General features: G+C 66.0%; 24 protein-coding genes. 3 read left to right on the plus strand and 21 right to left on the minus strand.

What is annotated here, in order from left to right; all coding sequences use genetic code 11:
* The first annotated feature begins 107 nt into the window (after positions 1 to 107).
* Positions 108 to 1,112 carry an alpha/beta hydrolase family protein gene (locus tag L3V85_RS19680; protein WP_237674417.1) on the plus strand — a complete coding sequence of 335 codons (1,005 nt, stop codon included), beginning with the start codon at positions 108 to 110 and terminating at the stop codon, positions 1,110 to 1,112.
* Between the two features lie 4 nt (positions 1,113 to 1,116).
* Here the strand turns inward: L3V85_RS19680 and L3V85_RS19685 are convergent, their stop codons facing one another.
* From L3V85_RS19685 to L3V85_RS19780, 20 genes are all read right to left on the minus strand, one after another.
* Positions 1,117 to 2,922, minus strand: coding sequence for a family 2A encapsulin nanocompartment cargo protein cysteine desulfurase (locus L3V85_RS19685; protein ID WP_237680608.1), 1,806 nt, complete (start codon positions 2,920 to 2,922; stop codon positions 1,117 to 1,119).
* A gap of 66 nt (positions 2,923 to 2,988) precedes the next feature.
* A complete protein-coding gene (locus L3V85_RS19690) occupies positions 2,989 to 3,921 on the minus strand; it encodes a family 2A encapsulin nanocompartment shell protein (protein WP_106934382.1) in 933 nt (310 codons plus the stop codon).
* Positions 3,922 to 3,985: 64 nt separating this feature from the next.
* The gene (locus tag L3V85_RS19695; protein ID WP_081269389.1) at positions 3,986 to 4,255 is read right to left on the minus strand and encodes a helix-turn-helix domain-containing protein; all 270 of its coding nucleotides are present in this window, start codon (positions 4,253 to 4,255) and stop codon (positions 3,986 to 3,988) included.
* Positions 4,252 to 5,169, minus strand: coding sequence for a serine O-acetyltransferase EpsC (gene epsC, locus L3V85_RS19700; protein WP_237674418.1), 918 nt, complete (start codon positions 5,167 to 5,169; stop codon positions 4,252 to 4,254). The genes L3V85_RS19695 and epsC overlap by 4 nt, the downstream gene beginning before the upstream one ends.
* Positions 5,170 to 5,221: 52 nt before the next feature.
* A complete protein-coding gene (locus L3V85_RS19705; protein WP_237674419.1) occupies positions 5,222 to 5,707 on the minus strand; it encodes a rhodanese-like domain-containing protein in 486 nt (161 codons plus the stop codon).
* Between the two features lie 284 nt (positions 5,708 to 5,991).
* Positions 5,992 to 6,555, minus strand: coding sequence for a hypothetical protein (locus L3V85_RS19710; protein ID WP_237674420.1), 564 nt, complete (start codon positions 6,553 to 6,555; stop codon positions 5,992 to 5,994).
* Positions 6,556 to 6,598: 43 nt separating this feature from the next.
* Complete coding sequence (locus L3V85_RS19715; protein ID WP_237674421.1) at positions 6,599 to 7,159, minus strand: hypothetical protein; 561 nt, start codon at positions 7,157 to 7,159, stop codon at positions 6,599 to 6,601.
* 43 nt (positions 7,160 to 7,202) lie between these two features.
* Positions 7,203 to 7,769, minus strand: coding sequence for a hypothetical protein (locus tag L3V85_RS19720; RefSeq protein WP_237674422.1), 567 nt, complete (start codon positions 7,767 to 7,769; stop codon positions 7,203 to 7,205).
* The gene (locus L3V85_RS19725; RefSeq protein WP_237674423.1) at positions 7,766 to 8,431 is read right to left on the minus strand and encodes a peptidoglycan recognition protein family protein; all 666 of its coding nucleotides are present in this window, start codon (positions 8,429 to 8,431) and stop codon (positions 7,766 to 7,768) included. The genes L3V85_RS19720 and L3V85_RS19725 overlap by 4 nt, the downstream gene beginning before the upstream one ends.
* 281 nt (positions 8,432 to 8,712) lie before the next feature.
* Complete coding sequence (locus L3V85_RS19730; protein ID WP_007829250.1) at positions 8,713 to 8,928, minus strand: TOBE domain-containing protein; 216 nt, start codon at positions 8,926 to 8,928, stop codon at positions 8,713 to 8,715.
* A 75-nt stretch (positions 8,929 to 9,003) separates the two neighbouring features.
* A complete protein-coding gene (locus L3V85_RS19735) occupies positions 9,004 to 9,600 on the minus strand; it encodes a malonic semialdehyde reductase (protein WP_237674424.1) in 597 nt (198 codons plus the stop codon).
* 17 nt (positions 9,601 to 9,617) lie between these two features.
* On the minus strand, positions 9,618 to 10,904 hold the full coding sequence (locus L3V85_RS19740) for an O-acetylhomoserine aminocarboxypropyltransferase/cysteine synthase family protein (protein ID WP_237674425.1): 1,287 nt from the start codon (positions 10,902 to 10,904) through the stop codon (positions 9,618 to 9,620).
* A gap of 37 nt (positions 10,905 to 10,941) precedes the next feature.
* Positions 10,942 to 11,775, minus strand: a complete 834-nt coding sequence (locus L3V85_RS19745) for an ATP-binding cassette domain-containing protein (protein WP_237674426.1) — start codon at positions 11,773 to 11,775, stop codon at positions 10,942 to 10,944.
* Positions 11,776 to 11,780: 5 nt separating this feature from the next.
* Positions 11,781 to 12,755 (minus strand): aliphatic sulfonate ABC transporter substrate-binding protein, encoded by a 975-nt coding sequence (locus tag L3V85_RS19750; protein ID WP_237674427.1) that lies wholly within the window; start codon positions 12,753 to 12,755, stop codon positions 11,781 to 11,783.
* Between the two features lie 10 nt (positions 12,756 to 12,765).
* Positions 12,766 to 13,611, minus strand: coding sequence for an aliphatic sulfonate ABC transporter permease SsuC (ssuC, locus tag L3V85_RS19755; RefSeq protein ID WP_237674428.1), 846 nt, complete (start codon positions 13,609 to 13,611; stop codon positions 12,766 to 12,768).
* Positions 13,612 to 13,624: 13 nt separating this feature from the next.
* Positions 13,625 to 14,794, minus strand: coding sequence for an FMNH2-dependent alkanesulfonate monooxygenase (gene ssuD / locus L3V85_RS19760; RefSeq protein WP_237674429.1), 1,170 nt, complete (start codon positions 14,792 to 14,794; stop codon positions 13,625 to 13,627).
* On the minus strand, positions 14,794 to 15,750 hold the full coding sequence (locus L3V85_RS19765; RefSeq protein ID WP_237674430.1) for a sulfonate ABC transporter substrate-binding protein: 957 nt from the start codon (positions 15,748 to 15,750) through the stop codon (positions 14,794 to 14,796). The genes ssuD and L3V85_RS19765 overlap by 1 nt, the downstream gene beginning before the upstream one ends.
* Before the next feature lie 31 nt (positions 15,751 to 15,781).
* A complete protein-coding gene (locus tag L3V85_RS19770; RefSeq protein ID WP_237674431.1) occupies positions 15,782 to 15,919 on the minus strand; it encodes a hypothetical protein in 138 nt (45 codons plus the stop codon).
* Positions 15,920 to 16,042: 123 nt separating this feature from the next.
* Entirely contained in the window at positions 16,043 to 16,627 is a 585-nt protein-coding gene (ssuE, locus tag L3V85_RS19775) for an NADPH-dependent FMN reductase (RefSeq protein WP_106934376.1), read from the minus strand.
* A gap of 127 nt (positions 16,628 to 16,754) precedes the next feature.
* Positions 16,755 to 17,795 carry a sulfate ABC transporter substrate-binding protein gene (locus L3V85_RS19780; protein ID WP_272933862.1) on the minus strand — a complete coding sequence of 347 codons (1,041 nt, stop codon included), beginning with the start codon at positions 17,793 to 17,795 and terminating at the stop codon, positions 16,755 to 16,757.
* A gap of 137 nt (positions 17,796 to 17,932) precedes the next feature.
* Between L3V85_RS19780 and L3V85_RS19785 the strand changes: the two genes are divergently transcribed.
* Together L3V85_RS19785 and mnmC are read left to right on the plus strand one after the other, a co-directional pair.
* Positions 17,933 to 18,205: an oxidative damage protection protein gene (locus tag L3V85_RS19785; RefSeq protein WP_012748083.1), complete on the plus strand. Its 273-nt coding sequence runs from the start codon at positions 17,933 to 17,935 to the stop codon at positions 18,203 to 18,205.
* 7 nt (positions 18,206 to 18,212) lie between these two features.
* Entirely contained in the window at positions 18,213 to 20,054 is a 1,842-nt protein-coding gene (gene mnmC / locus L3V85_RS19790) for an FAD-dependent 5-carboxymethylaminomethyl-2-thiouridine(34) oxidoreductase MnmC (protein WP_237674432.1), read from the plus strand.
* A gap of 22 nt (positions 20,055 to 20,076) precedes the next feature.
* On the opposite strand, the gene L3V85_RS19795 is transcribed toward mnmC, so the two are convergent.
* A complete protein-coding gene (locus L3V85_RS19795) occupies positions 20,077 to 20,409 on the minus strand; it encodes an antibiotic biosynthesis monooxygenase family protein (protein ID WP_237674433.1) in 333 nt (110 codons plus the stop codon).
* Between the last annotated feature and the right edge of the window lie 16 nt (positions 20,410 to 20,425).

The following is a 20,425-nucleotide window of genomic DNA, read 5'->3' on the forward strand; positions in this document are numbered from 1 at the left end:
GCATCACGAGTGTTAACAATCGCCAAGCATAGCGCGCCATTCGTGAACCGGGCAAAGATCGCAAAGTCTGCTAAGCAGCCTGCGAAACGGCGCAACACACTGCGGCGATGCATCTCTCACGTCTTCTCCGCTCCATCGTCTGCTCCTTCGGCCTCGCGGCCACGTTCGCGCAGGCCGCCGGCTTCAGCACCATCGAGATTCCCGCCGACCGCGAGGGCCCGGCGATACGCGGCGCCGTATGGACGCCCTGCGCCACACCGGCCGGAGACATCCAGCTCGGCCGCACCACGATCCGCGCCGTGCGGGACTGCCCGCTCGCGCCAGGGGCCCAGCTCCCGCTGATCGTGCTGTCGCACGGGTACGGAGGCTCCTACCTCGGCCACCACGACACCGCGCAGGCGCTGGCCGACGCGGGCTTCGTGGTCGCCGCCATCAGCCATTCGAGCGACAACTTCCAGATTCGCGGCGGCCCGGACGACAAGATCTCGGCCCTCGCGACGCGAACGACCGACATCAAGCGGCTGATCGACCACATGCTCCAGCAATGGCCCGCGCATGACCGGATCGCGGCCGACAGGATCGGCTTCTACGGATTCTCCAGGGGCGGCTACACAGGCCTCGTGCTCGCCGGCGCGCGCCCCGATTTCGAGCGCCTGCCGCCCCTGCCCTCGTCCCCCTGCGCCAAGGACCTGCAAAGCCCGGCGTGCACGCTGATGCGGCAGAGATTTCAGGAGCTGCTTGCTTCGCCACTGGCCCATGACGCCCGCATCAAGGTGGCGGTGATTGCCGACCCGCTCAGCACGGTCTTCGACGCCGAGGGCCTGAAGGACGTGAAGACCCCGATCCTGCTCTGGGCCTCGGCCTACGGCGGCGACGGCGTCACGCCCGCAAGCGTGGCGGCGGTGCGCCGCAATCTGCCCGTGGCGCCCGAATGGCGGGTGGCCGAGAAAGCCGAGCACTTCGGCTTTCTGGCGCCGTGCTCGCCGGCGCAGATCGAAGCGAAGTCCGAAATCTGCCGCGATGCGCCCGGCTTCGATCGCACGGCATTCCATGCGACCTTCAACGCCGAGGTGACGGCCTTCTTCAACCGCCACCTCGCGCCGAAGCCCTGACGCGCTACCCCGCGCGGCGCTGCCCGGCCAGCCGCCGCACCACCGCCACCAGACGGTCGATCTCGTCGAAGGTGTTGTAGAACGCCAGCGAAGGCCGCACGGTCGTTTCCACGCCGAAGCGCCGCAGGATCGGCTGCGCGCAATGGTGGCCGGTGCGCACCGCGATGCCTTCGTCGTTCAGCGCATGGCCCACCTCTTCAGTGGTGTAGCCGTCGAGCACGAAGGACATCACGCTGGCCTTGTCGGCTGCCGTGCCGATCAGCCGCACACCGGGAATCGCGCCGAGCTGCGCCATGCCGTACACCAGCAGGTCGTGCTCGTAGCGGGCGATGTTCTCGATGCCGATTTTGTTGACGTAGTCGATCGCCGCGCCCAGGCCCACCGCGTCGGCGATGTTGCCGGTGCCGGCCTCGAACTTGTTCGGGATCGGCTGGAATACGGTCTTCTCGAAGGTCACATCGGCAATCATGTTGCCGCCGCCCTGCCACGGAGGCATGTCCTCGAGCACCTCGCGCTTGCCCCAAACCACGCCGATGCCGGTCGGGCCGAACACCTTGTGGCCGGAGAACATGAAGAAGTCGGCGCCGATGTCCTGCACGTCCACTCGCATGTGCGAGACCGACTGCGCGCCGTCGACCAGCGCCTTCGCGCCCGCGCGGTGCGCCAGCTCGACGATCTCCTTCACCGGCACCACCGTGCCCAGCGCGTTCGAGACCTGCGTGACGGCGACGATCTTCGTACGGTCGTTGAGCAGCTTGCGGTATTCGTCGAGCAGCACCTGGCCCGAGTCGTCCACCGGAATCACTCGCAGCTTCGCGCCCTTGGCGGCGGCGAGCTGCTGCCACGGCACGATGTTGGCGTGGTGCTCGAGGTTCGACACGACGATCTCGTCGCCCTCGCCCACATGCTGGCCGCCCCAGCTCTTGGCCACGAGGTTGATGGCCTCGGTGGTGCCGCGCACGAAGACCACTTCCTCGACCTCGGGCGCATTGATGAACTTGCGAACGCGTTCCCGCGCGCCCTCGTAGGCATCGGTCGCGCGCGCGGCCAGTTCGTGCGCCGCGCGGTGGATGTTCGAGTTCTCGTGCGCGTAGAAGTAGGCGATGCGGTCGATGACCGACTGCGGCTTGTGCGTGGTGGCCGCGTTGTCGAACCACACGAGCTGCTTGCCGTTCACCCGCTCCTGCAGCACCGGGAAGTCGCGCCGAACCGCGTGCACGTCGAACGGTGGATGCTGGCCGCTGCCGGCCAGCGGCACCGCGTCGGGGCCTCGCGGATCGGGCTTGGCCGGCGTGACGAAGCCGCTGGGCAGCCGCACTGCATCGACGAAATAGAACTGAGGGTTGCTCCCTCGCGCCTCCGGGGAGAGGGTTGGGGTGAGGGGCAGGACCTGCGCGGGCGCGGACACTGCGGGAACCGCGCCGGCCGGAGGATGCCCGAAGCTGTTGCTCAGGAAATAGAACGGCGACGCGTCCGCCTGCGGTGCCGAAGGCGCATTCACCTGCTGCGGCACGCCCAGCACCGAGCCGCCCGAGCGCGGCTCGAAGGCCGGCGCCACCGACAGCACGCTGTCCGGCACGCCATTGCCCGCCACCGCATGCGGCAGCAGAGCGGGCGCACGGTTGGCAAGCGAAGGCAGTTGCGTAGGCGATGCCGGCACCAGATTGGCGCCCGGAATCTGCCCCTGCGGAATCGGCGTGCCAGGCACGCTCGGGCCGAAGCCCGCCGGGCTCACCAGCGGCGAGCCTGGCGGCGCGACGTTGGCGGGAAACTGCGCGCCCGGCACCTCGGAGAACATGGCGCTGGCCATGCGCGCAAGGATGGCCGGATCGAACGGCGCCTCGCCCGGAATCGATGGAGTGCTGCTCACAGCGGCTTACTTGTAGGTGTCGGGATAGTCGTGGTACTTGCCGATCTCGACATCGTCGAGCACCGCCAGCGCGTCGGTGGTCAGCACCGCGAGCGAGCAGTACAGCGAGATCAGGTAAGACGCGATCGCATGGTTGTTGATGCCCATGAAGCGCACCGACAGCCCCGGCCCCTGCTCGCCCGACAGGCCCGGCTGGAAGAGGCCCACCACGCCCTGGCGCTTGTCGCCCACGCGCAGCAGCAGGATCTTGCTCTTGCCGTCGGCCACCGGCACCTTGTTCGACGGGATCAGCGGAATGCCGCGCCAGGTGATGAACTGCGAGCCGAACAGGCTCACCGTGGGCGGAGGCGTGCCGCGGCGCGTCGCTTCGCGGCCGAATGCGGCAATGGCCAGCGGGTGCGTGAGGAAGAAGGCAGGCTCCTTCCACACCTTGGTCAGCAGCTCGTCCAGGTCGTCGGGCGTGGGCGCGCCGGTCAGCGGAAAGATGCGCTGCTCTTCCGTCACCTGGGCCAGCAGGCCGTAGTCGGGGTTGTTGATGAGCTCGCTCTCCTGGTTCTCCTTGATCGTCTCGATCGTCAGGCGCAGCTGCTCCTTGATCTGGTCGTGCGGGCTGCTGTAGAGGTCGGAGATGCGGGTGTGCACATCGAGCACGGTGCTCACGGCATTGAGGTAGTGCTCGCGCGGATTCTCTTCGTAGTCCACGAAGGTGCGCGGCAGCTGATTTTCTTCTTCGCGCGAGGTGCAGGTGACCTTGATCGACTCGGGGTTCTTGACCTTGTTGACGCGGTAGATGCCCGCCTCCACCGGCACCCATTGCAGCAGGTGCGTCAGCCAGCGCGGGCTGATGGTCTCGAGCTGGGGAACTGTCTTGGTGGCATTGGCTAGCTGTCTTGCGGCGTTGTCGCCAAGGGCGGTCGTACCACCAACTGTTGCGCTCATGGATCAGGGCTCCGTGGGTTGAGAAAAAAGTGGCCGCCAGTGTCCGGCGGCCACGGGTTTTCCCTCAACAGGCTATAGCCGCCAAGTTGATCCTTCGCGCAAGGCGCGATTGCTCCAGCTGCTCGCAGCGCATGAGCAGACCGACCATGTTGATGCCCAGCGCGGTGGCCAGCTTCTGTGCCGTGACGATGGACGGTATGACGCGCCCGCGCTCGATCTCGCCCACGTAGGAGCGGTTCAGATCGGAACGCTCCGCCAGTTCTTCCTGAGACCAGCCCTTGCCTTCGCGCAGCTGGCGGATGGTGACTCCGAAGTCTTCGACGAATGCTTTCATGCCGCGCCACCTGCCTTCGGTGCGTTCTGCAGGCTGGCCTGCGTGACGCTCGCGCCCGCGGGCACGTCGTCGGTGATCCACACATTGCCGCCGATGACCGCGCCCTTGCCGAGCGTGACGCGCCCGAGGATGGTCGCGCCGGCGTAGATGACCACGTCGTCCTCCACCACCGGATGCCGCGGCAGGCCCTTCTGAAGGTTGCCTTCGGTGTCGGTCGGGAAACGCTTGGCGCCGAGAGTGACCGCCTGGTAGAGCCGCACGCGCTTGCCGATGACCGCCGTCTCGCCGATCACCACGCCCGTGCCGTGGTCGATGAAGAAGCCCGCGTCGATCTGCGCGCCCGGATGGATGTCGATGCCGGTCTGCCCGTGCGCCAACTCGGCCACGATGCGCGCCAGGAGCGGCAGGCCGAGCTTGTACAGCTCGTGCGCGAGGCGATGGTGAATCATCGCCAGCACGCCCGGATAGCACAGCAAAACCTCGTCGACGCTGCGCGCCGCGGGGTCACCCTGGTAGGCCGCGAGGACGTCGCTGTCGAGCAGGCGGCGCAGACCCGGCAACGCGGTGGCAAAGCGGCGTACGGCGTCCGTGGCCGCGTCGTCGATCTCGCTGGCGGGACGTGGTTCGTGGCGCGCATTGAAGTTCAGCTCCAGCCGCGCCTGCTGCAGCAGCGCCTGCAGAGCGGCATCGAGCGTATGGCCGACGTAGAAATCCTCGCTCTCGTGGCGCAGGTCCGGCGGCCCGAGCCGCATCGGAAAGAGCGCGCCCTTCAGCGACTCGACGATCTGCGCGAGCGCGTCACGCGACGGGAACTCGCGCGCGCCGGGCTCGCGCGAGCGGCGCTGCGAATCGCGCCATTCGTCGCGCACACCATGCAGCGCTCGGACGATGTCGCTCACTTCGAAATGGGCCATGTGTTGGTGTTTCTTTTCAAGTAGATGTCGGTCGTCGGCCGAAGCCGCTGATTCAGTCCTGCACCCACGGCAGGCCGTGAAAGCGCCAGCCGTCGGAGCCGCCGCGGTGTTGATGCGCGTCGATCTCGCCTTCGAAGCCTTCGAGCACATTGAACACCCGCGTGAAGCCCGCCTTGGCAGCCGCTTCGGCGGCCAGGGCGGAACGCTTGCCGCTGCGGCACAGCAGCAGCGCCACGGCGTCCTTGCCGCCGTCCTTGGCCAGTTTGGCTTCGAGTTCGCGCACGAAGCGCGGATTGCGCGTGAGCGCCGTCCCTGTGGCCCAGGCCACGTGCAGGCTCTCGGGCACATGGCCGACGAACTTGCGCTCCTCGCCGGAGCGTACGTCGACCAGCACGGCTTGGCCCTTCTGCACCAGTTCCCAGGCGATCGGAGGCGTCACGCCGCCGGCATAGGGCCAGTTGCTCTCGGCGGCCTTGGCGCGCGCCTGTTCGAGTGCTTCAGGCAGGACCACGAGTTCTTCTTCAACTTCCACTGACATGCTGTGAGGCTCCTGTTGTGCGTTGCATGCGCCTTGATGGCGATAACCACCACTGTAGAAGCCGCGGGCCGAAGCTCAAACAACCGAAAAGTCGATTCCTAACAACCAGCCGTTGTATAGGCTGGGGACTAGTGGAGATTGTGCGGGGGTGCACGTGCGGGAGGAAGGAAGCTGTTTGCAGCTTCTAATGCGCTGGTCGAGTAAGGACTCTGCGGCTTGAGGCAAGCCAAAAGAAAACCCGCCGCAGCGGGTTGTGGATGAAGGACTTCAGGCTGATGAGAGTATCAGGGCCTGTCACGCTCCGCCCGCGCCCTCCTCAGCCAGACCTCCGCTTCGCCTGGAGGAATCTGCCCTTCCGCTGCCAGCCTCTTGAGCCTTCGCTCATCAGCGCGATTCAACGCTTCCTTGAGAAGAGCCATCTTGCGTTCTCCGCACGGACGGCATTCGTAGAAGCCCGGCGGGCTGGCAGTGGGGTTCATCTTTTCGTCGAACTCTCCCGTGCTGATTCGCCCGGTGGGCTCGATGCCCATGGCGAGGACTCTGCCGTTCTTGAACGTAACAAGGGCACTCCCCTTGCATCCGGTGGTTCCCATGTTCTCGGGGTCGTAGGACTTCCACGAAATCCTGCGCATGTACCTGAGGGCATACCGCACATCTTCCTCTTTCAGAACGACATCGTCGCAATTCAGAAAGTCTTTGTCCTCCCAAGCGCTTCGGTGCGAAGGATGCGTGACTTCCACCTTTTTGACATAGCTAACGGGATATCGCCAGTCGGCGGCCTGCGCCGGTAATGCCGCTGCAGCAGCGGTCAGTGCCGCCGCAGCCGCAAGGACGTTGGTCTTCTTCATTTTCTTGAGTTGACGGTCAATAGCTCTCGCCGAACGGCAAGCATCAAGGCTTATCGCGACTGGCTCGCAGCACTTTCAGCGTGCGCTCTGCCTCGCCAGGGGCCATCCGTCCTTCCGCTTCTAACCTCTTGAGCCTTCGCTCATCCGCGCGGTTCAGGGCATCTTTCAGAAGAGCCATCTTTCGCTCCCTGCAGGGTCTGCATTCGTAGAAGCTCGTCGGACTCCCCGCGAGCTTCATTTTTGCGTCGTACTCAAGGGCAAGAGCGCGCCCATTGGGTTCGATACCCATGGCGAGGATCTTCCCGTTCTTGAACGTGACGAAGGCGCTCCCTTCGCACCCTGTGGTATCGGTTCTTTCCGGGTCGTAGGCTCTCCATGAAACTCGACGCATGTGTCGCAAGGCATAGAGGACGTCCTCTTCTGTCAAAACGACGTCGTCGCAATTCAGGAAGTCCTTGTTCTCCCAAGCGCTTCGATGCGAAGGGTGCGTGACTTCCACCTTCTTGACATAGTTAATAGGATATCGACGGTCGGCCGCCTTCGTCGGTAATACCACTGCAGCAGCGGTCAGTGCCGCCGCCGCAAGGACGTTGGTCCTGTTCATTTTCTTGAGTTGATGGTCAATAGCTCTTGTCGAACGGCAAGCATCAAGGCTTGTCGCGACTGGCTCGCAACACTTTCAGCCTGCGCTCTGCCTCGCCAGGGGTCATCTGTCCTTCCGCCTCCAGCCTCTTGAGTCTTCGCTCATCCGCGCGGTTCAGGGCATCTTTCAGAAGAGCCATCTTTCGCACCTTGCACGGGTAGCATTCGTAGAAGCTCGTGGAACCCGCAACAACCTTCATCTTTGAGTCGTACTCCAAAGTGCCGATGCGCCCAGTGGGCTCGATGCCCATGGCGAGCACTCGCCCATTCTTGAACGTCACGAGCGCCTCGCCTTCGCATCCCGTGGCATCTACCTTCTCGGGGTCGTAGCCCTTCCACGAAACTCTTCGCATATGCCGCAAGGCATAGCGAACGTCCTCTTCCGTCAATACGACGTCACCGCAATCCAGGAAGTCTTTGTTCTCCCAGGCAATATTTCGCGTTGAAGGCTCCGTCACCTCCATCTTGTGCACATAAGAGATCGGATATCGCCTATCGGCTGCTTGCGCCGGAAGCACTGCAGTCACTGCGAGCAGTACAGCTGCAACCGTGAGGATGTCTGTCTTGTTCATGGTGTTGGCTCGGGAAGTTTCCAGTTCGCGCCCTGCGCTTCCGTTCTGTTCTTGCTGCTAACCACTGGATGGCGGAACACCTCTGTCGGGCTGATCTTTATCGAGTCTACGAGTACGTTGACGAGCCACGCTAGGGATTGATTCTGAGCCGCAGTCGGTGCGTCGAATACGCTGTGCTCGCCTCTTATCTTTTCGATTGACCAATCGACCTCTTTTCGAGATGGTTTGAACCCTGTCGGCATCCTCGCCCTGCCAACCATCTCGATCCCAATAGCCTCCATGTTGCTCGGGTAACGGTTGAAGGGCGTTTTGAGCATTTCGATTCGATGCATCTCCGTCGGGCCAGCCCTGGAGGGAAAGTCGGCCAGGGTGCATTTCTGTATCGCCAAACATCGCGCCTTCAGCGGCCCCACGTGATTCGTACGCTGATAAATCGCCGCCGTCTGATAGATCGTTCCATCCTTGTCGATGAGAAAGTGCGCGCCGTTGGCACCCGGCTGCCTGTAGCTGTTCAATGAAGACGCCGAGGTATCGGCGTCCGTCTGGTGCACCACGATTCCCGTGATGGCTCCCGTTCTTCTTCCTCTTTCGATCCGTGTGCTGCGAGCATGCCTGACTCGCGCGTGACTGATCATTCCATGCTCATCCATTTCCACTCGCATGCGGTGACTCCCTGAAGATTTCCGTTTGGTTTTTCGACTCTTCGCGAGATGCGGCCGCATGCCGGTTCAAGGCATGGACCACGATCTCGCGGCGCATGCTATGGCGGGGTCTTCAAGGCAGATGCACGGTTTTCAAAGATTGATCGAATTCCTGACATTCAGCACATTCGATTTCCGGGCACTTGTAAATCACTAAAAGCAACTGCAAACAATCAGTCCCGTAAACGAAAAAACCCGGCGCCAATACGGCGCCGGGTCTTCTCGGAAAGCCCGAAGGTCTGTCAGAGCTTGGCGATGGAGACTTCCGTCGACTTCACGAGCGCGACGACGTCGGAGCCCACCTTCAGTTGCAGCTCATCGACCGAGCGCGTGGTGATGACCGAGGTCACGATGCCCCAGGCGGTTTCGACATCGACTTCGGAGACGACGTCGCCGCGGATGATTTCGCGGACCTTGCCCTTGAACTGGTTGCGTACGTTGATGGCTTGAATGGACATGATGGGTTCTCTTTCGGGTTGAGGAAATTCGTTCAGGAAAAGCACGAGCAATGAAATGAAATGAAGCGGCCGCCGTCAGACGATCTCGGCCACTTCATCGAACGCCAGCCGGGGGCCGCGCTCGAAGGTGCCGGCATGGTCCGCCACGCCAAGGTTCACCAGGAAGTTGGCCTTGTAGCGGCCATCTGGGAAGAAGGCCTTGTCGACCAGCTCGGCGTTGAATCCCGATTGCGGTCCCGCGTCGAGGCCGAGCGAGCGCGCCGCCAGGATCAGGTAAGCGCCCTGCAGGCTGCTGTTGCGGAAGGCCGTGGCCTGCGCGGCTTCGGCGCTCTTCTCGAAGAGCGGCTTGGCGTTGTAGGCCGGGAACTGCGTGGGCAGGTGCTCGTAGAAGCGCGTGTCGTGCGCCACGATCACCGTCACGCCGGCCGCCAGCGTCTGCGCGGTGTTGCCCGCCGACACCGCCGGCTTCAGCTTGGCCTTGGCCTCTTCGCTGCGCACGAACACGTAGCGCGCCGGCTGGGCATTGAAGGCGGTCGGGCCCCACTTCACGAGGTCGTAGAGCCTGTGGATCAGTTCGTCGGTCACAGGCACGGGCTTGAACGCGTGCACGGTGCGGGCCTTGCGGAACAGCTGGTCCAGCGCGGCTTCGGGGATGGTGTTGAGTGTTGTCATGGTTCTATCTGCAATGTTCAGGACGCTGCTGCCAGAGCAACATCGAGGTCGGCGATCAGGTCGTCGATGTGCTCGATGCCTACCGACAGGCGCACGGTGTCTTCCGTCACGCCGGCGCGTGCCAGTTCTTCGGGCGACAGCTGCCGGTGCGTGGTCGATGCCGGGTGGGTGGCCAGCGAACGCACGTCGCCGATGTTCACCAGCCGCGTGAAGAGCTTCAGCGCATCGAGGAATTTCGCCCCGCCCTCGCGGCCGCTGCCGATGCCGAATGTCAGCACCCCGCTGGCCTTGCCGCCGAGGTACTTCTTCGCGAGTGCGTGGTCGGGGTGATCTTCGAGTGCCGCGTAGTTGACCCACTTCACCGCCTTGTGCGCCTTCAGGTGCTGCGCCACCTTGAGCGCGTTGTCGCTGATGCGGTCCACGCGCAGCGCCAGCGTCTCGATGCCCTGCAGGATCAGGAAAGCGTTGAACGGGGAGATGGCCGCGCCCGTGTTGCGCAGCGGCACCACGCGCGCGCGGCCGATGTAGGCGGCCGGGCCCAGCGCCTCGGTGTAGACCACGCCGTGGTAGCTCACGTCGGGCTCGTTCAGCCGCTTGAAGCGCTGCTTGTGCTCGGCCCACGGGAACTTGCCCGAATCGACGATGGCGCCGCCGATGCTGGTGCCGTGGCCGCCCAGGTACTTGGTGAGCGAATGCACCACGATGTCGGCGCCGTGCTCGATGGGCCGGCTCAGGTAAGGCGACGGCACCGTGTTGTCGACGATCAGCGGCACGCCGTGGCGGTGCGCGATCTCGGCGATGGCCGCGATGTCGGTCACGTTGCCCGCCGGGTTGCCCAGCGATTCGACGAACACCGCCTTGGTCCTGTCGTCGAACAGCTTCTCGAAGCTCGCCGGGTCGCGGTGGTCCGCGAAGCGCGTGGTGATGCCGAACTGCGGCAGCGTGTGCGCGAACAGGTTGTAGGTGCCGCCGTAGAGCGCCGTGCTGCTGACGATGTTGTCGCCCGCCTCCGCGATGGTCTGGATCGCGTAGGTCACGGCCGCCTGGCCGGAGGCCAGCGCCAGCGCGGCGATGCCGCCTTCGAGCGCGGCCACGCGCTGCTCCAGCACGTCCTGCGTCGGGTTGTTGATGCGGGTGTAGATGTTGCCCGGCACCTTCAGGTCGAACAGGTCGGCGCCATGCTGAGCGCTGTCGAAGGCGTAGGCCACCGTCTGGTAGATGGGAGGCGCGACCGCGCGGGTGGTCGGGTCGGGCGAATAGCCGGCGTGCACCGACAGGGTTTCGAATTTCCAGTTCTGCGACATGCGACTACCTTTCAAATGGGCTGATGGATGAAGAAGCTCAGATCGCCCAGCGCAATGCGTGCGCGGGTGTGCCAAGCCAGCTGGCGTCGGTGCTCTCGGGCGCGGTGTCTTCCGGCTTCTGCAGCACCCTGTCGAGGATTCGTTTCTCTATCGCGGCAAAAGCCGGGTCGCCCTGCGAGCGCGGGCGGGCCAGCGCGATGTTCTCGTCAAGCGCGATACGCCCGTCCTCGATGAGGATCACGCGGTCGGCCAGCGCGACGGCCTCCTGCACGTCGTGCGTCACCAGCAGCGCGGTGAAGCGGTGGCGCTGCCACAGGTTCTCGATGAGGCGGTGCATCTCGATGCGCGTGAGCGCGTCGAGCGCTCCCAGCGGTTCGTCGAGCAGCAGCAGGCGCGGGTGGTGAACCAGCGCGCGCGCCAGTGCCACGCGCTGGCGTTGGCCGCCCGACAGGCGCGCCGGCCATTCGTTCTCGCGATCGGCCAGGCCGACCTGCGCCAGCACTTCCTTGCCGCGCGCCTTGGCGTCGTTCGGCAGGCCCAGCGTCACGTTGTCGAGCACGCGGCGCCAGGGCAGCAGGCGTGCCTCCTGGAACATGATCCGGGTGTCGTCGTGCAGGCCATGCACTTCCTTGCCGTCGGTGTACAGCCCGCCGGAGCTCGGCTCCTCGAGCCCCGCGATGAGCCGCAGCAGCGTGCTCTTTCCGCAGCCGCTGCGCCCGACGATGGCGATGAACTGGCCGGGTTCGATGGCCAGCCGCGTGTTGCGCAGCACTTCGCGCGCGCCGTAGCGCTTGTGCAGGCCGCGCGCCTCCAGGCGAACGCCGCCAGGGATGATGGCCTGGGGTTGGATGTCTTTCAGGACGGCACTCATGGGCTTCAGGCTCCGGGTTTGAACAGCGCCACGTTCAGCGCGTCGATTTTTCGGGGCAACAGCTTCTCGGCGAAGAAGGCATCGGCAATGCGCTGCTGTTCGGTCAGGCCTTCGGCCACCACCGGCCGCACCGCATAGCTGCGGCGGCCGTTGGCCTGCTCGATGGTCGCGGCGTCCAGGCCCCACACGGGCGCGAGCAGCGTCGCCGCGTCCTTCGGGTTCTGCTTGACCCACTTGCCGGTCTTCTCGAGCTCGGCATAAACCACGCGCAGCACATCGGGCCGCGCCTTCGCGAACTTGGTGCTGGCAAGGTAGTAACGCTGGTAAGACGCGATGCCAGCGCCATCGGCCAGCACGCGCACCTTCGACTGGCGCTGCGCCGCGGCCAGGAACGGGTCCCACACCACCCATGCGTCGATCGCGCCCTTCTCGAAAGCGGCACGGCCGTCGGCGGGCGTGAGGTAGGCGGGCTCGATGTCCCTGAAAGACAGGCCTGCCTTGTCGAGCGCGGCGATCAGCAGGTAGTGCGCGCCGGCCGCCTTGGCGAAGCCGACCTTCTTTCCCTTCAGATCGGCCACGGTCTTGATCGGCGAGTCTTCGCGCACCACGATGGCCTGGGCCGCGGGCGACGGTGCTTCCTGCGCGATGAAAGTCAGGTCGGCACCGGCAGCCTGCGCGAACACCGGCACGGTGTCGGCCACGTCGGCGCTGATGTCGAGGTTGTCGAGGTTCAGCGCCTCGAGCAGCGGAAGGCCGCTGGTGAACTCATGCCAGCTCAGCGTGGCGTTCAGCGGCGCGAGCTGCTTTTCGAGCACGCCTTGTGCCTTCAGCACGGCGATCAGCGTGGAAGACTTCTGGTAGCCCAGCCGCACCGTGACGGGCCGCGAGCCGGCGCCCTGCGCGAGCACCGCGCCCGAGCCCAGAGCGGCCAGCGTCGCGATGGCCGTGCGTCGCGAAATGGAAGATGAATGCGTCGTCATGCCTCTGCCCTCACTTCGCCTTGCGCTGGTAGCCCGGATGCCACCGCAGCCACCACTGCTCCAGGCCGCGCGCGAACAGGTCGGCCAGCTTGCCGAGCAACGCGTACAGCAGGATGCCTACCAGCACGATGTCGGTCTGCAGGAACTCGCGGGCGTTCATCGTCAGGTAGCCGATGCCGGCCTGCGCCGAGATGGTCTCGGCCACGATCAGGATCACCCACATCAGGCCCAGCGAGAAGCGCAGCCCCACGAGAATGGACGACAGCGCGCCCGGCAGGATCACCTCGCGGTACAGCTGCCAGCGCGACAGGCCGTAGGTGCGCCCCATCTCGATGAGCTGCGGATCGACGTTGCGGATGCCGTGGAAGGTGTTCAGGTAGATCGGAAAGAACACCGACACCGAGATCAGGAACAGCTTGGCCGACTCGTCGATGCCGAACCACAGGATGACCAGCGGAATCAACGCCAGAGCGGGAATGTTGCGCACCATCTGGATGGTCGAGTCGAGCAGCGTCTCGGCGAACTTCACCGATCCCGTCAGCAGGCCCAGCGCCAGCCCTGCCCCGCCGCCGATGGCCAGGCCCGCCAGCGCGCGGCCGGCGCTCACCTTCACATGCGTCCACAGCTCGCCCGACACCGTGAGGTTCCACGCAGCCTTGACCATATCCACCGGCGCCGGCAGCACGCGCGTGCTGAGCCAGCCCAGCGAAGATGCGATCTGCCAGAACACGATGAGCCCCACGGGCACCAGCCACGGCACCAGCCGCTTCGCGACGTTGACCGCAAAGGACTTGAACACGTTGCCCTGGCTTTCGGCTGGCGCGACGGCCGGCAGTTCCTGTACTTGTTCGGTCATGGCATGAAGTCCTTCAGCTTTGGGAAACGAGGCGCGAGGGCGCGTCGAGATTGGCGACGACTTCACCGAAGGGGCCACTGAGCGAACCACCGGCCAGCTGCGTCTTCGCCTTGCGCGACAGCAGCGGGAACACCAGCTCCGCGAAGCGATAGGCCTCCTCGAGGTGCGGGTAGCCCGAGAGAATGAACTTGTCGAGGCCGAGCGCCGCGTATTCCTCGATGCGCGCGGCGACGGTCTTGGCATCGCCCACCAGTGCCGTGCCCGCACCGCCGCGCACCAGACCTACGCCGGCCCAGAGGTTCGGCGCGATCTCCAGATCGGCGCGCGAACGCTTCGCGCCGCCCGCATGCAGCGCGGCCATGCGGCGCTGGCCTTCGGAATCCATGCGCGCGAAGGCGGCCTGCGCGCGGATCACGGTCTCGTCGTCGACGCGGCTGATGAGCTCTTCGGCGGCCTTCCAGGCGGCGTCTTCGGTCTCGCGCACGATCACGTGCAGGCGGATGCCGAACTCGACCTTGCGGCCCTTGCGTTCGGCTCGCGCGCGCACGTCGGCGATCTTCTTCGCGACTTCCGCGGGCGGCTCGCCCCAGGTGAGATAGGCGTCGACCTGCTCCGCAGCCAGCTCGTGCGCGGGGGCGGAGGAGCCGCCGAACCACACGGGTGGATAGGGCTTCTGCACCGGCGGATACAGCAGCTTTGCGCCCTTCACGCTCAGGTGCTTGCCCTCGTAGTCGAAGGCCTGCCCGTCGTGGCTGCGCGCGATGATCTCGCGCCAGATGCGGATGAACTCGGCCGACTGCTCGTAGCGCGCCGCGTGGTCGAGGTACACGCCGTCGCCCTCCAGCTCGGCCTGGTCACCGCCGGTCACCAGGTTCACCAGCAGGCGCCCGCCGGAGAGCCGGTCGAAGGTCGCGGCCATGCGCGCGGCCAGGCTGGGCTGGTGCAGGCCGGGTCGCACCGCGACCAGGAACTTGAGCTTCTTCGTCGAGCCGATCAGGCTTGACGCGATGACCCACGGGTCTTCGCATGAACGGCCCGTGGGAATGAGCACGCCCTCGTAGCCCAGGTTGTCGGCCGCGCCGGCGATCTGCTGCAGATAGGCCAGGTCGATGGGGCGCGCGCCCTCGCCGGTGCCGAGGTAGCGGCTGTCGCCGTGCGTGGGAAGGAACCAGAAGATCTGCATCACGCGATCCCCGCGCCGGCGGCTTCGAGCACGTTGATCTTCTTCGGGATCAGCTTGAGGTCGAAGAAGGTGTCGGCGATCTTCTGCTGCTCCGCCAGGATGGCCTTGGTGATGGGCGTCGTGCCGTAGGCCGAGCGGTTCACCGACAGCTCGGCCACCGGCTTGGGCAGGCCCCAGAGCGCGGCGAGCTCGCCGGCCAGTTCGGCCTTGTTGGCGGCGCCCCAGACGTCGATCTTGTTGAGCTCTTCGATGGCGATGGCCAGCACGTCGGCGTTCTTCGCGACGTAGTCGAGCGACGAGAAGTAGTAGGCGCGGTTGCCCACCACGCCGGTGGCGTCGGCCAGGATGCGCGCGTCGAGCGACTTCTCGGCCGCGGCCAGGAACGGGTCCCAGATGACCCATGCGTCGACCGAGCCCTTCTCGAAGGCGGCGCGCGCATCGGCCGGCGGCAGGTACACAAGGTTCAGATCGGCGTAAGACAGGCCGTGCTTCTCGAACAGCTTGACGATGAAGTAGTGGACGTTCGAGCCCTTGTTGAGCGCGATCTTCTTGCCCTTCAGTTCGGCCACGGTCTTGATGGCCGAGGCCTTGGGCACCAGCACCGCTTCCGATTGCGGACGCACCACGGTCGCCCCCACGTAGGCCAGCGGCGCGCCGGCGGCCTGCGCGAAGATGGGCGGCGCTTCGCCCACGTCGCCGAAATCGATGGAGCCGACGTTCAGCGCCTCGAGCTGTACCGGGCCGGCCGTGAACTCGGTCCACTTCACGCTCACGCCCAGCGGCGCCAGGCGCTTTTCGAGCGTGCCACGGCCCTTGAGCAGCGTGAGGTAGCCCTTCTGGTTGCCGATACGGAACTGGCGCGCGGGCGCCTGTGCCAGCGCGGCGAAGGACGGCAGCGCGACGGCGGCGGCAACGCCCTGGATCAGGCGGCGGCGGGGTGCGGAAATCAGTGTCATGGGAAAGCTCTCGATGGGGTTGGCCGCGCGCTCACGCAGCGGCGATGAAGCTGACGATCAGCGCGATGGCGCTGACGACGATGGCGCTCACGGCCAGGTCGCCCAGCGCGCGCCACAGCGAGCGCGGCGTCGTGTCGAGCACGGAGTCTTCGGTGGCAACGGGGTTCATGCGTGGATTCCTTGGTGTTGCAAAACGTCGGGCAAAAGCTCTCCCGCACCGCGCACAGGCGGTTTTTAAAAAGCGAGATCAGGGATGAGGCCGAAGAAGCCGGGCTCGCGCGGAGCCCCGGCCTCAGACGCTACATCGCACGCGTGAGAAAGGCACCGGCTCGAAGCCGTGGGTCGGCGGCAGCTTCAGGCCTTCGGTGGCAAGCACTTCGACGGCCTCGTTGAGCCGCTCGGCCAGATCGTGGTGCACTTGGTAGGCGTTTTCGGGCGTCAGCGTGATCTGCGAATCGCTGGCATACACGCCCGGCAGGATGTGGCGCGCCGACAGCGACTGCAGCACGGGTCGCAGCGCGTAGTCGAGCGCGAGCATGTGGTGCGGGCTGCCACCGGTTGCCAGCGGCAGCACCGTCTTGCCCTTGAGGGCGTTCTGCGAAAGCAGATCGAGAAAGACCTTGAGCACGCCGCTGTAGGCGGCCTTGTAGACCGGCGTGGCCACCACGACCACACGAGCCTCTGCCACCTTGGCGATCGCGTTGACGATGGCCGGATGGTTCCACTCGGCCAGCAGCAGCGCCTGCGCCGGCAGGTCGCGAATGGCGAGCCGCTCGATCCGCGCATGGCGCTGGGCCAGCCGCTCACCGACCGCTTCGAGCAAGGCGGTGGAACGGGACGGGGCCGAGGGGCTGCCGGCAATCAGGAGAACGGACACGGGAGACTTTCGTTCGATAAAGAGGAGCGCGAATTCGCGAGGCCGCCGCGCACGGCCACCCGAAGCGGCCGGCCCGCCCCCGGCAGGGGGTGGGCGAAGCGACACGAAGTGCGCGCAGCCTGGGGGGTTACTTTTGCTTCGGGGCGTAGATCTGGTCGAAGGAGCCGCCATCGGCAAAGTGCTCCTTGTCGGCCTTCGTCCAGCCGCCGAAGGCCTGGTCGATGGTCACCAGCGTGAGCTTGGGGAACTGCTTGTCGTACTTGGCCTTGGCCTTCTCCGAAGTCGGGCGGTAGAAGTTGCGGCCCGCGATGTCCTGGCCTTCGTCGGAATACAGGTACTTCAGGTATTCCTCGGCCACGGCGCGCGTACCCTTCTTGTCGACGACCTTGTCGACCACCGCCACGCTGGGCTCGGCCAGGATGGAGATGGAAGGCACCACGATCTCGAACTTCTCGGGGCCGAATTCCTTCAGCGCCAGGAAGGCTTCGTTCTCCCAGGCCAGCAGCACGTCGCCCACGCCGCGCTGCACGAAGGTGATGGTCGCACCGCGCGCGCCGGTGTCGAGCACCGGCACGTTCTTGAACAGGTTGCCGATGTATTCCTTGGCCTTGGCGTCGCCGCCGTACTTGCGCTTGGCGAACTCCCAGGCGGCCAGGTAGTTCCAGCGGGCGCCGCCCGAGGTCTTGGGGTTGGGGGTGATCACCTGCACGCCGGGCTTGACCAGGTCGTCCCAGTCCTTCAGGCCCTTGGGGTTGCCCTTCTTCACCAGGAACACGATGGTCGAGGTGTAGGGGGCCGAGTTGTGCGGCAGGCGCTTTTGCCAGTCGGGCTTGACCAGGCCGCCATGCGTGACGAGCGCATCGATGTCGCCGCCCAGGGCCAGCGTGGCCACGTCGGCGTCGATGCCGTCGATGATCGAGCGGGCCTGCTTGCCCGAACCGCCGTGCGACTGCTTGACCGTCACGTCCTGGCCGGTCTTGGCCTTCCAGTACTTGGCGAAGGCCTGGTTGTAGTCCACGTACAGCTCGCGGGTCGGGTCATACGACACGTTCAGCAGCGTCACGGGACCCGCGCCGCCTTGGGCGAACGTCGGCAATGCCGACAGGGCCATGGCACCGGCCACGCCGGCACCCAGGGAAAGCTTGATAAAGTCGCGGCGAAGGCTCATGGTGTCTTGCTCTAAAAAGGCATATCAATGAAGCTGCGTATTCTCAATACGACATATAGAAACTGGAACGACCAAGTTTTCAGTTCTAAATAGCGAAATCAACTAAGCAACCGCTTTCCCCACCAGAGGCAACAGAAATGGCACGCATGGTTCAGTGCATCAAGCTCGGCAAAGAGGCCGAAGGGCTCGACTTCCCGCCCTATCCCGGAGAACTGGGCAAGCGCCTGTGGGAGAACGTCAGCAAGGAGGCCTGGGCCGCCTGGCTCAAGCAGCAGACGATGCTGGTCAATGAAAACAGGCTGAACCTGGCCGACCTGCGCGCCCGCCAGTACCTGGCGCGCCAGATGGAAAAGCACTTCTTTGGCGAAGGCGCCGACGTGGCGCAAGGCTACGTCCCCCCGTCGAACTGACCCCGCCTTGGCGGCCGAGCCCGTCACCTGGCGCGCCGACGGCGTGCCGCGCAGCGAACGCTTCGACGACATCTATCACACAGAAACCGGCGCACTGGCGCAATCGCGCCATGTGTTCCTGGGCGGCTGCGGCCTGCCCGAGGCCTGGGCCGGACAGCCGCAATGGCTGATTCTCGAAACCGGCTTCGGGCTGGGCCTCAACTTCCTGACAACCTGGCAGGCGTGGCGCGCGGACCCCGAGCGGCCGCGCATGCTGCACTTCGTCTCGGTCGAGGCGCATCCGGTCGCGCCCGGCGATCTGCTGCGCGGGGCCGGGGCCTACCCTGAGCTTGCGGCGCTGGCCGGGGAACTGGCCGCGCAGTGGCACGGGCTGCTGCCCGGCTTTCACCGGCTGAGCTTCGACGACGGCCGGGTACTGCTCACGCTGTGCATCGGCGACGTGCAGCCGATGCTTCGCGCGCAGCGCTTCGAGGCCGACAGCATCTTCCTCGACGGCTTCAGCCCGCAGCAGAACCCGGACATGTGGTCGGCAGACACGCTGAAGGCCGTCTCGCGCTTTGCACGGCAGGGCACCCGCATCGCCACCTGGACCATCGCGCGGGCCATCCGCGATGCGCTCCAGCAATACGGCTTCGCGGTCGAGAAATACAAGGGCCTGCCGCCCAAGCGCGATTGCCTGCGCGGCGTGTTCGCGCCCGCCTGGACGGTGCGCCGCCGGGAGCCGCCGCCCGAACGCATCGACGCACCCGGGCACTGCGCCGTCATTGGCGCAGGCCTGGCCGGCGCGGCGGTGGCGGCGAGCCTGGCGCGGCGTGGCTGGCGGGTCACTGTGCTCGATGCGGCCGATTGGCCGGCCTCGGGCGCCTCGGGCCTGCCCGTGGGCATGCTCGCGCCGCATGTGTCGCCCGACGACGCGCTGCTGTCGCGGCTCACGCGCGCCGGCATTCGCGTCACCTGGACGGAACTCGAAAGGCTGCTGGAGGACGGCCGCGACTGGCGCGCCAGCGGCGTGCTCGAGCGCAGGCCCGACGGCGACGTGCGCGTGCCTGCCGGATGGGGCGCCAGCGGTCCCAACGAATCCTGGCCCGCGAGCGCCGGACAACTGGCCAGCACTGGACTGCCCGGCGACACCCCGGCTCTCTGGCATTCGCGCGCGGCCTGGGTGCGGCCGCACCGGCTGATCGCCGCGTGGCTGCGCCAGCCGGGCGTCGAGTTTCGCGGCGGTTGTCGCGTGGCGCGGGTAGAACTGGAACCCGGCGGCTGGCAGCTCTTAGACCCGGCCGGCCAGTCGTTGGCCGAGGCCGACCGCGTCGTCATCTGCGCCGGCCATGAATCGGGCCGCTTCGCACCAGCGCTTCCGCTGCAACCCGTGCGCGGCCAAGTCGCCTGGGGCGCCATGCCCGGCAGCACCGCCCTGCCCCCCACCCCGATCAACGGCGACGGCCACCTGATCGCCCATGTCCCCGATGGCCCGGGCACCCAGATCTGGCTGGCCGGCGCCACCTTCGACCGCGACAGCACCGACCTCGCGCCGACAGCCACCGATGCCGATGCGAACCGCGAGCGACTGGCGCGGCTCCACCCTGCGTCCGCCGCCGCACTGGCGCCGTCGTTCTCGAGCGGCGATGTCGAAAGCTGGGTCGGCATCCGCTGCGCGTCGGGCGACCGTCGCCCGCTGGTCGGCCCGCTCGAAGGCTCCGCCACGGGCCTCTGGGCCTGCACCGCACTGGGCTCGCGCGGCCTGAGCTTCGCCGCGCTGTGCGCCGAACTGCTGGCCGCGCAATGGCATGCGGAGCCGCTACCGTTGCCCGCCACGCTGGCCAAGGCTTTGGGAACGCAGCGCCTCTGAGGCGCCCCATTCGGGCTGCTCGTCAGCCAGGCTGCCCCAGAGGCGCCAGCAGGTGGTCGATGCGGCTGTCCCCATACGTGCGCAGCACCTCGGCGATCACCACCTTGTACCCATCGAGCCAATTCGCCTGCGCCGCCTTCGCCTGCTGGTGCACGGGGTGGCGGATCAGCGCCTGCAGGCTGTCCAGCGAATCCCAGTAGTAGACGTTCGACACCAGCCCGTTGCCGGTGTTCTCCCACGTCTCCTCGCCCAGGTAGCCGGGCAGCGACTTCGCGGCGGCGGCGATGGTCTGGTCGAGACGATGGAACTCGTCGTCGAACTGCTTCTTGGCGAAGATGAAAGTGGCGGAGTACATGGCGAGTCGAGACCTC

The organism is Variovorax paradoxus (assembly GCF_022009635.1).
GTDB lineage: Bacteria > Pseudomonadota > Gammaproteobacteria > Burkholderiales > Burkholderiaceae_C > Variovorax.